The following is a 14,150-nucleotide window of genomic DNA, read 5'->3' as shown; positions in this document are numbered from 1 at the left end:
TTTGTCCAAGTGCTAGATGTCGCGTTTTTAATACTGGAACTCATTAAAATTTCTTGATATATTTGATTTATGGACTTAGAACTTCAAAATAAAAAGATCGAACTGATTCAATGGTTATCCACTTTGGAAGATAATTCTTTGATTGATAAGCTTATGAAGTTTAGAGAGGAAGAGAAATCTGATTGGTGGAATTCAATTTCTGAAGCAGAGAGATCTTCAATTCAGAGAGGGATTGAAGATGCGGAAGATGGAAAACTAAAGCCACATTCTGAAGCCCAAAAGATATATGGAAAATGGCTTTAGGGTTTTATGGACTGATCATGCTCTGGATGAATTACAGTCAACTTTTGAGTATTTAGAACATAAGTGGACCAATAAGGAAGTTGTAAAGCTTGCGTTGAAAATAGAGCATGTAGTTGAGTTGATTTCAAAAAATCCGTACATGTTCCAAGAGTCAGTAGAGGTACGTGGGATCCGTCAAGCTGTAGTGATGAAACATAACACAATGTATTTTCGAATCATAGGTGAGACTATTGAAGTCTTATCTTTCTTCTCAAATAGGCAAAACCCTAGTAGCAAAAAGTTATAGGCCAACTGATTAATCAGCGTTTTTTCCTTAGGTAATTGTAAATCCCAGCAACCCCAATTACCAGAAGCGTTAATCCAATTCCCCACTGCAATGGTGTATTCATGGATTCTTTGGCAGCCATGTAAGAACTTGCTGCTACACCGGCGGCAAAGGCCAGGACAGTTCGGGTGAGCATACCGGGAATACCATATACCAGCACCTTCCAAAGTTTGATGTTCAGATTCGCAAATAGGAAGTTGGATACCGCAAAGGGAACTACTGGGGAGATACGTACAAAGAATACCAAGGAACCTTCTTTCTTTTTTCTGGACTCAAGTGCTGCGTGAAACTTCGGGTTCTTTTGGAATAATTTTTCTGTCAACCCCATATTACTGATTTTGCCTAAACCAAATCCCAATACAGAAGCGAGTGAGTAGCCTAGAATCAAAAACGGCAGAGAAACCCAGCCAAAATAGAATCCGGAAGCCAAGGCGATCAAGGTCGTGGGAAGCAAAGCTAAACCCATCAATAAAGCTCCTATGACGGTATAAATGAAAAAATCCAAACCTGATTGTAGTGGGTATTCACCTACTAAATAATAGTTTACCGCAAAAACTGCACTTCCTACAAAGGGCATCACAGTCACCCAAAGCCATGCAAATATGCCTGAAGGGTGTTTCCCGAAGTAGGAGCGGATAGTTTTGAAAATCCTGCCCTTTTTTGTCATATTTGGTTCATCTTACATTGATTCAATGGAAATGTCTGCAAGTTTAACATGCACAGCTTAAAATCACCCTGAAAATCTGAACTGATTTTCATTTTCCAACGAGCCTAAACAACCTAAACCAATTACGAATGAAATTTGGAACAAAAGCCATACACGCCGGAATAGAACCAGATCCGGCTACAGGAGCGATTATGACTCCGATTTATCAGACTTCCACTTACGTACAGAAATCCCCTGGAGACCACAAAGGCTACGAGTATTCACGTACACACAATCCTACCCGAACTGCATTGCAGAATAATCTCGCTGCACTGGAAAACGGCAAACATGGCATTTGCTTTTCATCTGGTCTCGGAGCTATCGATGCAGTAATCAAGCTTTTCAACCCCGGCGATGAGATTATCAGCACGAATGATCTTTATGGAGGGACTTACCGTCTTTTCACCAAAGTATATGAGCGATATGGTATTAAATTCAAGTTTGTGCCTATGTCTGACCCTTCTAGCATTGCTGATCATATTACAGACAAAACACGAATGATCTGGGTGGAAACTCCTACCAACCCAATGATGAATATCATCGACATAGCCGCCGTGGCCAAGTTGGGAAAAGGAAACAAAATCCTGGTGGCAGTGGATAATACCTTTGCTTCTCCATACCTGCAAAACCCATTGGATCTCGGGGCTGATATCGTGATGCACTCTGTGACCAAATATCTTGGTGGACATTCCGACGTGGTGATGGGAGCTTTGGTGGTAAATGATGATGAACTGGCAGAAAAACTGGTATTTATACAAAATGCTTCCGGCGCTACTCCAGGTCCTCAGGATTGTTTCTTGGTAATAAGAGGAATCAAAACACTTCACCTAAGAATGGAGCGCCACTCTCAGAATGGCAAAACTATCGCGGCATATCTGAAGAATCACCCGAAAGTAGATAAGGTATATTGGCCAGGTTTCGAAGATCACCCAAACCATGCAATTGCCAAGAAGCAGATGCGTGATTATGGGGGGATGATATCCTTCACCTTGCTAGGCAATCAAGAAAAGGATGCCAAAAAAGTGATGGAAAACTTCCATTTGTTTGCTTTGGCGGAATCTCTCGGTGGGGTGGAGTCACTTTGTGGACATCCAGCTTCCATGACTCATGCGAGTATTCCAAAAGAAGAGCGTGAGAAAGTAGGCTTGGTGGATTCACTTATCCGATTAAGTGTGGGAGTGGAAGATGCAGAGGATCTAAAGAATGATTTAGCCAATGCACTAGCTAAGATTTAACTACTGTTGATATAAAAAGTAGAGCCGTTCGCAAGCCTGTTCATGTTGAAGGATTTGCGAACGGCTTTTTTTCGTAAAACGCCCATACTTTGTCATCATGACACCTCTTTGAAGTACTGATCCATGTAGATCTTTGAACATCATTAAAAAGATGAAAAAATGGATACTACTAAAAGAGACAAAATCATTTTCTGGTCTGCCACGACCTTTATTTTCCTGTTCGAAGGAGTTATGCCCGCTCTTTTTTCCCAGTCTGAATTAGGTAAGGAAGGCGTTCGCCATCTCGGCTATCCATATTATTTTGGGATGGCGCTGGTGATATTCAAAATTTGCGGAACATTGATTCTGATAGTCCCTAAATTCCCAAAGCGATTTAAAGAATGGGCTTATGCCGGCTTCACCTTTGATTTTATCTTTGCCAGCATCAGTCATTTTGCGGTAGATGGGGTAGTGTTCCAGTCTTTCTTTCCACTGATCATTTTGGCGATTCTGATGGTATCTTATGTATATTATCACAAGTTAAATCCTGAAATCAAAACTATCTGACCATGTCATTTCAAGCTTATTTGGATACTATTCAAGCTAAGACGGGAAAAACTCCCGAGGACTTCACCCGATTAGCTGCTTCAAAGGGATTTTATGAAAATGGTAAAATCGCTTCTGGGATCAAAGCCACTGAGATTACGGATTGGCTGAAAGAGGAATTTGGGTTGGGACATGGACATGCCATGGCGATATATGCCTTGCTAAAAGGAAAGGAGGAGTAGGGAGTTACTTATTTTTAATCTCAGCAAGATTCGGGTTTTGCTATTCTTTGAATCAGGCTACTTTTGGGTAACCTAGTTTTCAAACTATGAACGAGAGTCAGTATATCAATTACCAACGCATAGCCGAAGCGATAAACTACATTCAGGAAAATTTCAAAAGGCAACCTTCCCTAGAGGAAATTGCGGAGCAGGTTCACCTGAGTCCTTTTCACTTTCAGCGTATGTTTAGCGAATGGGCTGGAGTGAGCCCAAAAAAGTTTATGCAGTTCCTCAGTGTGGAATATGCTAAGCAGCTTTTGCAGGGAATGGAAGCAACGCTATTTGAAGCAGCTCAGGAAACAGGGCTTTCCGGTACCGGAAGGCTTCATGATTTGTTTGTGAAAATAGAAGGTATGACTCCAGGAGAATTCAAGAATGGTGGAGAAAAACTTCAGATCAACTACAGTTTTGCAGAAAGTCCTTTCGGTGAAATCATCGTAGCATCCACCTCAAAAGGCATTTGTCATCTGGCTTTTTTCTCAGATCGGAACGAAGGGGAAACCACCATGAAAGCCCGCTTTCCAAATGCTTCTTATCATCAGCTAGTGGATAGTATCCAGCAGGAAGCTTTGTTTATTTTTCAACACGACTGGAACAAACTCAATCAGATCAAGTTGCATCTACATGGTACGCCGTTTCAGTTGAAAGTTTGGGATGCCTTGCTGAGGATCCCCATGGGAAACTTAACTACATACGGAAGCATTGCGGGTGAAATAGAAAAACCAAAGGCTTCACGGGCTATTGGAACTGCCATAGGAAGTAATCCTGTTGCTTTTCTGATTCCCTGTCATCGCGTGATTCAGTCCAGTGGCAAGCTAGGTGGATACATGTGGGGAACAACCAGGAAGTCGGCGATTATAGGTTGGGAAGCTGCCCAACTAAACGCAGAACACTAAACATTCAAATGGATTTATTCAATCAGGACTCAGTGGATGATGTAAACCTGCTGCCTAAGGACGGCACAGTGAATTATTATGGGAAAATAATGCCTTCGAAAGAAGCTTTGAGCTACCTAGATTATTTGTTGAATGAGATTCAATGGAAGAATGATGTGGCCATTATTTTTGGTAAACGCATAGAAACCAAACGAAAAGTGGCTTGGTACGCCGAAAAGCCTTTCGAATACACCTATTCCAATAATACCAAGACGGCGTTGCCCTGGACCAAGGAATTGCTGGAGTTAAAAGAGATGGTGGAGAAGAAATCAGGAGAAACATTCAATTCATGCTTGCTGAATTTATACCACAATGGGAGTGAGGGTATGGCTTGGCACAGCGATGGGGAAATAGATCTGAAAAAAGACGGTGCAATTGCTTCGGTGAGTTTTGGAGCCGAACGTAAATTTGCCTTTAAGCATAAGGTTTCCAAGGAGACTGTTTCTCAGATTTTAGAAAATGGAAGCCTGCTCGTGATGAAAGGAACTACCCAGACGCATTGGCTGCATAGACTTCCGCCAACCAAGCTGGTTTCTAAGCCTAGGGTGAATCTGACTTTTAGAACTATTGTAGGGGAGATGTAAAAAATAGCGCGTTATATCAATCAAGTTATAACGCGCTATGAATACTTTACTTCGAGGAAATTATGGACTACTTACAATCCTGGAGGAGTGTACCAGGCACCCGCTCCGTCTGAGGTGTTTACACCATCAGCCGCCGCCTGCCCACCAAATGTATATTCAGGGAGACCAAGTATCAACATCTCGGTGATAGGTACTGGGAAGTGAAGGAGTACTCCTCTTTGGAGAATGCCTCTTCTTCTTGCGTCCATAAAAGGTATAGCCCAGTCTGTGCGACAAACTTCGATATCTCGCTCGTCCCAGATAGTTTGGAGTACCTCCTGATCAGAGAGCGTAGAAGGAAGAGGTTCTAAACCACCTACTGTAATTCTGTTACCTTCATTCAGGATATCAATTGCAGCTTGCGTATTTCCGGTCATTACTTCAGCTTCGGCAATGATCAGTTGATTGATGTAGTCAAAGAAGTATGGAATAGGTCCGATTCCACCACCTCTATAAAACTCATCCCATCGGCCAATTCGGTAATTACTTCTTAATTGTGCGCCTCTGGTAAGATTGAATCTTGACATATCTTCTTCATAGAAAAAGTATAATTCCAATCGCTTATCATCTGTAGTAGCAGGGGGGAGTAGGGCAGTTGCCTCCAATGGATATCTTTTAGGAAATGATGGGTCAAAAATCCGTATAATTCTGTGGTCTATCCGGAAATACCAATCTAATCCAGAGATGTTGATAAAGGAATTGCTCCAGGTAGATCCATCTTGTACTATTATATAATCATCTGTAATCCCATTCTTAGCAAGCTCCTTGATTTTGGCCCAGTCGTTGGCATCGTTTTGAGCCTTTGTCCTACTTCTAGTCATCATAAAATGAGCTTGATAAGTGCTTGCCAACCTTGCTAGCTCGGCATTTCCCATCGGGGATGGGGTGTTGATAAAGGTAGGGTCCAGCTCGAAGGCATTGGAAGTTGCCAACTCAATTGTTTTTGCCAGATCCGCCAGGGCCATGTCCATGACAGCATCATATGGAGCTAGTTCTATGGTGGTTAGATCTGTGTCTTTGTCCACTACATACCCTTGATCAAAAGTAGAGGCAAGATATCCTTCTGCCATACCTTTGGCAAAGTAGGCTGCTGCCAAGACCATTTGCGTATCCTCTCCATCTACGCCGATTTCTACCCCGTCATTTTCAATCAGCTTAATCACATCTACCGATGAAGAGATTGCCGAATTTGTTAGCCTGAAGGGGTTGTCGATGATTCCTGCTCTATTGGAATTGGCTAAACTGTTGGCAAATTGAGGTCTTGGTTCTACTTTAAACTCTGACCACCAATTGCTCACGTTATTAGTCATCGTGGTATGATCAGCGGTATGTTCTAGATTTACCTGTCCTCTATAGGCACGGAAAAGACCGTAAAGATCGGAAAAAGCTCCACCGACTAAGCCTTTTAAGTCATCGGGCGTTGATAATACTTTCTCAGTGTCAGGGTTGTTGAGGTTTTCAACATCCAAATCGGCGCATGCAGAAAGAAGAAATGTTCCAGTCAGGATAGTTCCTAGATATATTTTTAGTGATTTTTTCATAATTGTTAGAATTTAGAATTAGAACCTTAATTCAATTGCAGCTGTGAATGTTCTGAACATGGGATATACATAAGAATCAGACCTGAATGTGGTAGGATCACCTGCGCTGAGTGATGCCACTTCCGGATCAAAGCCTGAGTAATCCGTGAACGTCAGCAGATTTCTGCCAATAACTGAGATTTTGGCATCATGGAATATTTTTCCTATTCCGATTGAGTTCATCATTGTCTCATCAACTCTATAAGTCAGGGCAATTTCACGTAGCTTCATGTAAGTGGCTTTTTCCACAAAATGCTGTGCAGGAGCAGCTCCGTTATACAAACTGGTAGCTCCAGAGTAATAAGGGACAGATTTGCGTTGGCCTTCTGGCTTGTTAAATTGGTCAAGGTCTCCATGGCGCTCTTGGAAATACAGGTTTTGCTTGGAGGAGTTGTAAATATCTCCGCCAATTTGAGCATCCATGAGTACAAATAGGGATATGTTCTTATACCGTAAGGTATTGGTCAATCCTAATATTAAATCAGGTGCACTGTTTCCGATTTTAGCGTCTAGTTTCTGACCTGTGGTAGGATCGTATAAAATAGTGGCTGTTTCAGCTGGAGTATTTTCCGTGCCTGCTGCCACCATATATCCGTCGGAATTTTGCTCAAAATCCGACGGCATTTTATTTGATTCAGAATCAGGTAGATATCCTGATATATTCGTAATAAAGCCATTATTGTCTAAGATAAAGTCGCTTGGAGATTTAGCAAATACGTTTCCATACATGACACCAAATTCCTCACCTTCTGCAATTCTGAACATGCCACTTGTTATGCCATCTCCTCGCAGAATAGTTGGGACACCTAGCTCCTCTACCGTTGACTTTGAATTGCTTGCTACGATATTGAAATTCCAGGAGAAATCTTGATTTTCTATTAAATATGAACCTAAACTAAACTCATATGCATGTGTTCTTACAGTTCCTGCATTTTGCCATTGCGAACTGAATCCCGCCACACTTGAGAGGGGAACTTGTAGTATTTGATCATCTGCTTTGATGTTGGCGTAATTGAATTCAAAACTCCAAGTATTCAGGAAGGTGGCATTTAATCCGACTTCGAGTTCACCGATTTTTGAAGGTTTTAAAAATCTGTTTCCCAACACACTTTTAGTTGCTACACCTCTACTTAGACTATATGTCTCATATTGGGCAGAGAATCCAGGTCTAGCACCTGAAGTCCCGTAAGATGCTCTTAGTTTTAATTCTTGAAATCCTGGGATTTGAACATCTTCGCTTAGTCTATAAGCAGCGGTACCTCTGTAAAATAGCTGATATCGCTCATCTTCTCCAAAAAGAGAAGAACCATCTCTTCGTACCAATCCTTCTATGATGTATTTGTCCTTGTAATCGAATCCTAGGTTTAAGAAAATATTTTCAGCTCTGACATCAGACAGTGAATTCGTAATGTTTAAGGTCGTGGGATCTAAGGCTGAAAAACGTGGGATATCTACAACAGCAAAATTGGAACCTGAAGTGTTATTAGCTTCATCCAAATACTTTTCAAATTGATATCTTATCACAGCTTGCGTGTTCCAATTCCCGAACTTCTTCTGTGCAGCAGCGGTAAGGGTAGCGATTTCCGCACTATTATTACTCCAGGTTTGGGATAAGGATCCTAGGCCCCCTTGTGGGGTGTTTTGTGTAATGTATCCTTTTGGTGTATAATTTTCATTATTATTGAATTCCAGATCCATGGAATATTGGCCCGAAAGCCTAAGCCAGTCAAGTACTTGGTAGCTGACTTCTACATTTTGCAATAGTCTTTTTCTATCTCTTCTGAAAAATCTATGGCGAAGCTCATACAATGGGTTTTGGAGATTGCTTTGGGATCTAGGAAGTATTCCACCGTCTCTGTTAGCGTATAAGTCCTGATCAGGTTCGTGGGCAAGAATTGGGTAGAAAAGACCACTTTGACCATTTTCTCCGTTATTAGGGCTTTTAGAGTTGATGAAAAGAGTACTGCTTGTGAGCTTGATCTTATTCAGAAGCATGTGGTCTATATTCAACCTAAGACTTTGTCTTTTATATGCTGGCATGTCAACGACTATCCCGCCTTGGTTAAGGTTTTCGAAACCCATAAAGAAATTTGTCTTCGCTCCAGTATTTGCTATCGAGACATTGGTGGTATAGAATGGCTGGGCTTTGAATAGCAATTCTTGATTGTTAAACACCTGTGGATAAATATTATCCATTATCCCGTCCGCTTCTTCAACCCTCGTATTTGGATTGTTGGGGTTAGTAAGTACATAGCTACCATCTGGGTTCAACTGGTACCTATGGTGATATGATAGGGGTACTTCTCTCGCCAAATAGCTGTTCCCTAATTCTTGACGTACAGTTACTCGCGTTACACCTTCTCGGTCAGCACCCCTTTTTGTGATGATCTGAATTACTCCATTACCTGCTAATGATCCATAAAGCGAGGAAGCTGCTGCTCCTTTTAATACTTCCATACTTTCTACATCATTCATATTGATATCCGCAAGACTTCCTTGAGTGATAATTCCATCTACTATAATCAAGGGTTGCTGACTGCCTGAAATAGCTGTCACTCCCCGTAATCGAATGGTAGGTGCAGTTCCTGGCCTTCCTGTTCCCTGGACTATCTGTACTCCAGATACTTTTCCTCTTATGGCATTTCCTGGGTCAGTCGCGGGAGCTTCCTGAAGTAGTTCCTTATCTACTTTTCCAATTGCAAAGCCAAGTTTTTTGGTTGGAGTTCCTACCGCGACGCCTGTGACGATCACTTCACCTAAGTCGCTTATTGAGGATTTCAGTGTAACATCAATAGAAGAACGATTTCCAACTATTTCTTCTTGAGTAACATGGCCGACGAATGAGAATATCAATACAGATTCTGCATTGGGAACTGTGATCGTATAATTTCCATCTAAATCGGAAATTACTCCATCGGTCGTGCCTTTGATTTGAATGCTAGCTCCAGGAATAGGGAGCCCATCCTCTGAGGATTCTACCTTCCCGGATACAGTCAGAGACTGTGCAAGGAGGTTTCCTATTGACAGCAATGTCAATATGATGATTAGTCTAAGTTTTTTCATTTGGTTGAGGTTTGGTTAATGGTTTGTTAATTCTATTGAAAATTTGACATAAGAATTCGATTTTTTTTACATAGTTCATAAATGAACAGTGAGTTCAGTATTATATTCTGTATAATTAGTTTATTTAAACTTTTTGATAAAAAATAATAGTATTTTACAAATTATAATTCTGATACCAACTAATTAATTGGCCACTTTATTACATGAGTGGTTTGTATGAAAAAATATTATAGGGTTTAAAAAACGTAGTATTTTGTTTAATTCATGTTGAGAATGAAAAAATGGGTTTATAATTGAGTGTAAAATGATCAAAATTAAGTGATTTAATAAAAAATAGGTTTATTTGGTGGGCGCTTAGGTTTCAGGGTGTTTATTTTAGTAGGGTTAAATAGACCAATGACAATAAAAATTCCAGTCTAAATAATGAATAACAGTTGCTATTATGTGGGCTCCCAATGTGTATCCGACGTACTGCCAGTAAAAGAAAATGTATTACAGGATCTGGAAAACACTTGTATCAGGTCTCTTTTGCATTTGTGCTGAGTGAAGTCGAAGTATTTGTATGATACCTCTGTACTTAGCGCAGTCGAAGTAACCCTACAGTAAAGCAAAGAATGTATGGCTACTTGCATCTTTGCTGATTATCAGAATCCATTAGATACACAGTTCATTTTCCAAGGATTTATAATTTATGGTTTCGAAAATCACAAAAGCCTCGACTTTATCATTTGAAATTGCAATTCATGCCCCTCCAATTTACCGAGTCTGTATTTTTTCTTTGCTTAATCCAAGGATAGCAGTACTTTGATAGGACTATTAAACCCAATAGACCAGTAAAAATATAAACCATAAACTTTAACCAGAGATAAATTGAAGAGAAGAGATTTTATCCACCTTTCCGGAATGGGGCTAGGAGCCCTAGTTACCCCCGGGCTTTTAATGATGGGGAATCCGGTCTCGGCAGAGCAGTTGCTTGAGCCAGGAATCGATGTTGCAGCTAAAAAGGTCCTTGCCGATACAGCACTGAATGCTGCGAGAGCTAAAGGAGCAACTTACACCGATGTGAGAATCGGAAGATACTTAAGGCAAAACGTCTTTACCCGCGACAAAAACGTCCAGAATATCTCCAATGGAGAGACTTTCGGAGTTGGAATCCGGGTAATAGCTAACGGCACTTGGGGCTTCTCGTCCACATCTGATGTGACGCCAGACGGAATTAAGCTTTGTGCAGAAACTGCTGTTGCTATTGCAAAAGCCAACTCAAAGCTTCAAAATGAGCCCGTTGAGCTAGCACCGGAGCCAGGCCACGGGGAAGTGACCTGGAATACACCGATTAAGAAAAAGGCATTGGAGATTCCTGTAAAAGAGAAAATTGATCTTTTACTGAAGGCTAACAATGCGGCTATTGACAATGGTGCTGCTTTTGTCAATTCATCCCTGTTTATGATCAATGAGCAGAAGTATTTTGCTTCCACAGATGGCTCCTACATCGATCAGGATATCCATAGAATCTGGCCTACTTTCTCGGTAACGGCAGTGAATAAAGAGTCTGGAGGATTCAGAACCCGTCAGGCACTCAGCGCGCCAATGGGAATGGGCTACGAGTACATGGATGGTCTTGCTGCTGACAAAATCATGAATCCGGCTGGTTTCAATAGTTACAGAAACAGCTATGATATAGTAGAGGATGCAACCGACGCTGCTAAGCAGGCGAAGGAGAAAATCTCTGCCAAATCAGTGATCCCTGGAAAATATGACTTAGTACTAGATCCTGATCACTTGGGACTCACTATCCACGAATCCGTAGGGCATCCGCTTGAATTGGACCGTGTGCTAGGCTATGAGGCGAACTACGCCGGAACAAGCTTTGCAACCTTGGACAAGTGGAAATCAGGAGATTTCAAATACGGTTCTGACAAAGTAAATATCGTTGCCGACAAGACTCAGCCATTTACCCTGGGCAATACTGGCTACGATGATGAAGGTGTGAAAACCAAAGAGTGGGATCTGATTAAAAATGGTGTTTTGGTGAATTACCAAGCTATCCGTGATCAGGTAAGCATACTGGGAGAAAAAGAATCTCATGGCTGCTGCTTTGCGGACAACTGGAGTTCTGTGCAATTCCAGCGTATGCCAAATGTTTCTTTGCGTCCAGGCACGGAGAAACTAAGTCCTGCGGAAATGATCAAGAATGTGGAGAAAGGGATTTACATCCTTGGAAGAGGTTCTTATTCCATCGATCAGCAGCGGTACAACTTCCAGTTTGGGGGGCAGTTATTCTACGAAATCAAAAATGGCGAAATCGTAGGTATGCTTGAGGATGTGGCTTACCAGTCCAATACTCAGGAGTTCTGGAATTCTTGTTCCCAGATTTGCGATAAGGATGATTACAGATTCTTTGGTTCTTTCTTTGACGGAAAAGGCCAGCCATCACAATCATCAGCAGTTTCACATGGTAGCTCTACCACCCGTTTTGATGGGGTGAATGTGATCAATACGGGAAGAAATATTTAACCTCAACACGAGAATTATGGCCATTTTGACTAAAGAAGAAGCAAAACAAATTATAGATAAAGTACTTTCCTACGCTAAAGCTGATGAAACTGAAGTATCGATTTCCGGAGGAAGAACCGGGAATATCCGTTACGCTAGAAATTCAGTAAGCACCAGTGGGGAGACGAACGAGATAGGGTTGAACGTCACCTCGGTTTTTGGTAAAAAATCAGGTTCATCCAGCATCAATGAATTGGATGATGAATCGCTCCAAAAGGCAGTCGCCAGAGCAGAGGAAATCGCCCAACTGGCACCGGAAAACCCGGAGTACATGCCGATGTTAGGTCCGCAGGAGTATTTGGAAAGCAAAACTTTCGTAAGTGCCACCGATCAGATAGATCCGGAAAAGCGTGCGCAAATCGCTGCGGATAGTATAGGCCCGAGCTCTGAAGCGAATCTCACGGCGGCAGGATACCTGGAGGATTTCTCCGGTTTTGTGGCTCAGGGTAATAGCAAAGGGCTATTTGGCTACAACAAAAGAACATCAGTAGATTTCTCCATCACGGTGCGTACTGCAGATGGAACAGGTTCAGGCTATGCCATCCGTGATTTCAATGACGTGAATCTTCTGAACTCCAAAGACGTGACCAACATCGCCATGCAAAAGGCGCAGGCTTCACAGAATGCCCAGGCCATAGAGCCAGGTAAATATACGGTGATATTGGAGCCTACAGCTGCTGGCGATTTGATGGGATTATTGACCAGAAGTCTGGATGCGAGAAGTGCGGATGAAGGCAGAAGCTTCCTAAGCAAAAAAGGTGGTGGAACTCGCCTTGGTGAAAAGCTCTTCGATGAGCGAGTAAATATCTACTCAGATCCACTAAGTCCTCAGATCCCTGGTTCACCATGGGATAATGAAGGATTCCCTCAGAAGCCTATGAAATGGGTGGAAAATGGAGCGGTGAAAAACATGTTCTATTCCCGCTACTGGGCAGAGAAGCAAGGTGTACAGCCTACTGGAAGACCAAGCGGGATGATTATAGCAGGCGGTGACCAGTCCATTGCAGACATGGTAAAAAGTACCGAGAGAGGGGTTCTTGTTACCAGATTCTGGTACATCAGAGCGGTGGATCCCCAAACTTTACTTTACACAGGTCTTACCCGTGACGGTACTTTCTATATTGAAAACGGTCAGATCAAGTTTCCTGTGAAGAACTTCCGATTCAATGAAAGTCCGATCATCATGCTGAACAATATCGAAGCACTCGGTCAGCAGCAGCGGGTAGGAGGAGATTTGATTCCAGCGATGAAGATCCGGGACTTTACCTTCACCAGTTTGTCAGACGCAGTTTAAAACAGTTTTCAGTTTAAAGTGATCAGTTTGCAGTCTCAGTTTACAGACGTTGAAGATTGCGATCTGATCACTGTGGCTGATCACTGCGACTGATTACTAATCACAACAATGCAAGCTTTCTTCTTCACCAGAATCAAATACAATTCAGGCAATTGGGATACGGATCAGCGCATGCCGATCAATTTGCTCAATTCCCTGGTAGAATACACCACTATTCCGGTGGACGAAAAGGAAAAAGTAGTAGAGCTGAGTAGCAAGGAGATTTTCAAAAGTCCCTTTTGCTATATCAGCGGACATAAGCTAGTAGAGTTCTCCTCGGCAGAGCGTCAGAACTTCAAGACTTATGTAGAAAACGGAGGCTTTGTCTTTGCCGATGATTGCAATCATGACATTGATGGGCTGTTCGCAAAATCCTTTGAGGCCGAGATGGCCAAAACTTTCGGAGAAGATGCCCTCCAGAAAATCCCCAATAACCACCCAATTTACTCCTCCTTCTTTGAATTCGAAGATGGTCCTCCAGCTACCTCCTTTGAGCTAAATGGCTGGGGAGATGATCTGATACATGATTACTTGAAGGCAATTGTCATAAATGGCAGAATAGGTGTTCTTTATAGTAATAAAGATTACGGCTGCGAATGGGATTATGACTTCAGAAACAAGCGTTTTTTGAAAGTCGATAACACCAAGTTTGGAGTCAACATAGTGGTTTATGCATTAACACAATGAT

13 protein-coding genes are annotated in these 14,150 nt (G+C 42.0%); 10 read left to right on the top strand and 3 right to left on the bottom strand.

Going from position 1 to position 14,150, the window contains the following annotated elements; translation table 11 throughout:
• The first annotated feature begins 69 nt into the window (after positions 1-69).
• Both BM386_RS10980 and BM386_RS24130 read left to right on the top strand, forming a co-directional pair.
• Entirely contained in the window at positions 70-303 is a 234-nt protein-coding gene (locus BM386_RS10980) for a hypothetical protein (RefSeq protein WP_091693812.1), read from the top strand.
• Positions 287-589, top strand: coding sequence for a type II toxin-antitoxin system RelE/ParE family toxin (locus BM386_RS24130; protein ID WP_091693809.1), 303 nt, complete (start codon positions 287-289; stop codon positions 587-589). Before BM386_RS10980 ends, BM386_RS24130 begins: the two co-directional genes overlap by 17 nt.
• A gap of 13 nt (positions 590-602) precedes the next feature.
• Here the strand turns inward: BM386_RS24130 and BM386_RS10970 are convergent, their stop codons facing one another.
• Positions 603-1,295, bottom strand: a complete 693-nt coding sequence (locus BM386_RS10970) for a VTT domain-containing protein (RefSeq protein WP_091693807.1) — start codon at positions 1,293-1,295, stop codon at positions 603-605.
• A gap of 128 nt (positions 1,296-1,423) precedes the next feature.
• Here BM386_RS10970 and BM386_RS10965 point away from each other — a divergent pair, with 128 nt between their 5' ends.
• The 5 genes from BM386_RS10965 to BM386_RS10945 all read left to right on the top strand — a co-directional run bounded on the left by BM386_RS10965 (position 1,424) and on the right by BM386_RS10945 (position 4,894).
• Positions 1,424-2,569, top strand: a complete 1,146-nt coding sequence (locus BM386_RS10965; RefSeq protein WP_091693804.1) for a cystathionine gamma-synthase — start codon at positions 1,424-1,426, stop codon at positions 2,567-2,569.
• A 159-nt stretch (positions 2,570-2,728) separates the two neighbouring features.
• Positions 2,729-3,115: a DoxX family protein gene (locus BM386_RS10960; protein WP_091693801.1), complete on the top strand. Its 387-nt coding sequence runs from the start codon at positions 2,729-2,731 to the stop codon at positions 3,113-3,115.
• Between the two features lie 2 nt (positions 3,116-3,117).
• Positions 3,118-3,336, top strand: coding sequence for a DUF4287 domain-containing protein (locus BM386_RS10955; RefSeq protein ID WP_091693797.1), 219 nt, complete (start codon positions 3,118-3,120; stop codon positions 3,334-3,336).
• Positions 3,337-3,422: 86 nt separating this feature from the next.
• Complete coding sequence (locus BM386_RS10950; RefSeq protein WP_091693795.1) at positions 3,423-4,271, top strand: methylated-DNA--[protein]-cysteine S-methyltransferase; 849 nt, start codon at positions 3,423-3,425, stop codon at positions 4,269-4,271.
• Positions 4,272-4,279: 8 nt separating this feature from the next.
• A complete protein-coding gene (locus BM386_RS10945; protein WP_091693792.1) occupies positions 4,280-4,894 on the top strand; it encodes an alpha-ketoglutarate-dependent dioxygenase AlkB family protein in 615 nt (204 codons plus the stop codon).
• A gap of 71 nt (positions 4,895-4,965) precedes the next feature.
• Here BM386_RS10945 and BM386_RS10940 read toward each other — a convergent pair whose 3' ends face one another.
• Together BM386_RS10940 and BM386_RS10935 are read right to left on the bottom strand one after the other, a co-directional pair.
• On the bottom strand, positions 4,966-6,474 hold the full coding sequence (locus BM386_RS10940; protein WP_091693790.1) for a RagB/SusD family nutrient uptake outer membrane protein: 1,509 nt from the start codon (positions 6,472-6,474) through the stop codon (positions 4,966-4,968).
• Between the two features lie 18 nt (positions 6,475-6,492).
• A complete protein-coding gene (locus BM386_RS10935) occupies positions 6,493-9,576 on the bottom strand; it encodes a SusC/RagA family TonB-linked outer membrane protein (RefSeq protein ID WP_091693788.1) in 3,084 nt (1,027 codons plus the stop codon).
• Between the two features lie 870 nt (positions 9,577-10,446).
• Between BM386_RS10935 and BM386_RS10930 the strand changes: the two genes are divergently transcribed.
• The 3 genes from BM386_RS10930 to BM386_RS10920 all read left to right on the top strand — a co-directional run bounded on the left by BM386_RS10930 (position 10,447) and on the right by BM386_RS10920 (position 14,149).
• Positions 10,447-12,090 carry a TldD/PmbA family protein gene (locus tag BM386_RS10930; RefSeq protein ID WP_091693785.1) on the top strand — a complete coding sequence of 548 codons (1,644 nt, stop codon included), beginning with the start codon at positions 10,447-10,449 and terminating at the stop codon, positions 12,088-12,090.
• 16 nt (positions 12,091-12,106) lie between these two features.
• Positions 12,107-13,423: a TldD/PmbA family protein gene (locus tag BM386_RS10925; protein WP_091693782.1), complete on the top strand. Its 1,317-nt coding sequence runs from the start codon at positions 12,107-12,109 to the stop codon at positions 13,421-13,423.
• A 108-nt stretch (positions 13,424-13,531) separates the two neighbouring features.
• Positions 13,532-14,149 (top strand): DUF4159 domain-containing protein, encoded by a 618-nt coding sequence (locus BM386_RS10920; RefSeq protein ID WP_091693780.1) that lies wholly within the window; start codon positions 13,532-13,534, stop codon positions 14,147-14,149.
• Position 14,150: the final 1 nt, after the last annotated feature.

This window comes from Algoriphagus locisalis (assembly GCF_900116615.1).
In the GTDB taxonomy this organism is placed as follows: Bacteria; Bacteroidota; Bacteroidia; order Cytophagales; family Cyclobacteriaceae; genus Algoriphagus; species Algoriphagus locisalis.
The sequence above is the reverse complement of the archived record's forward strand: the minus strand, read 5'-3'. Positions and strand labels throughout refer to the sequence as shown.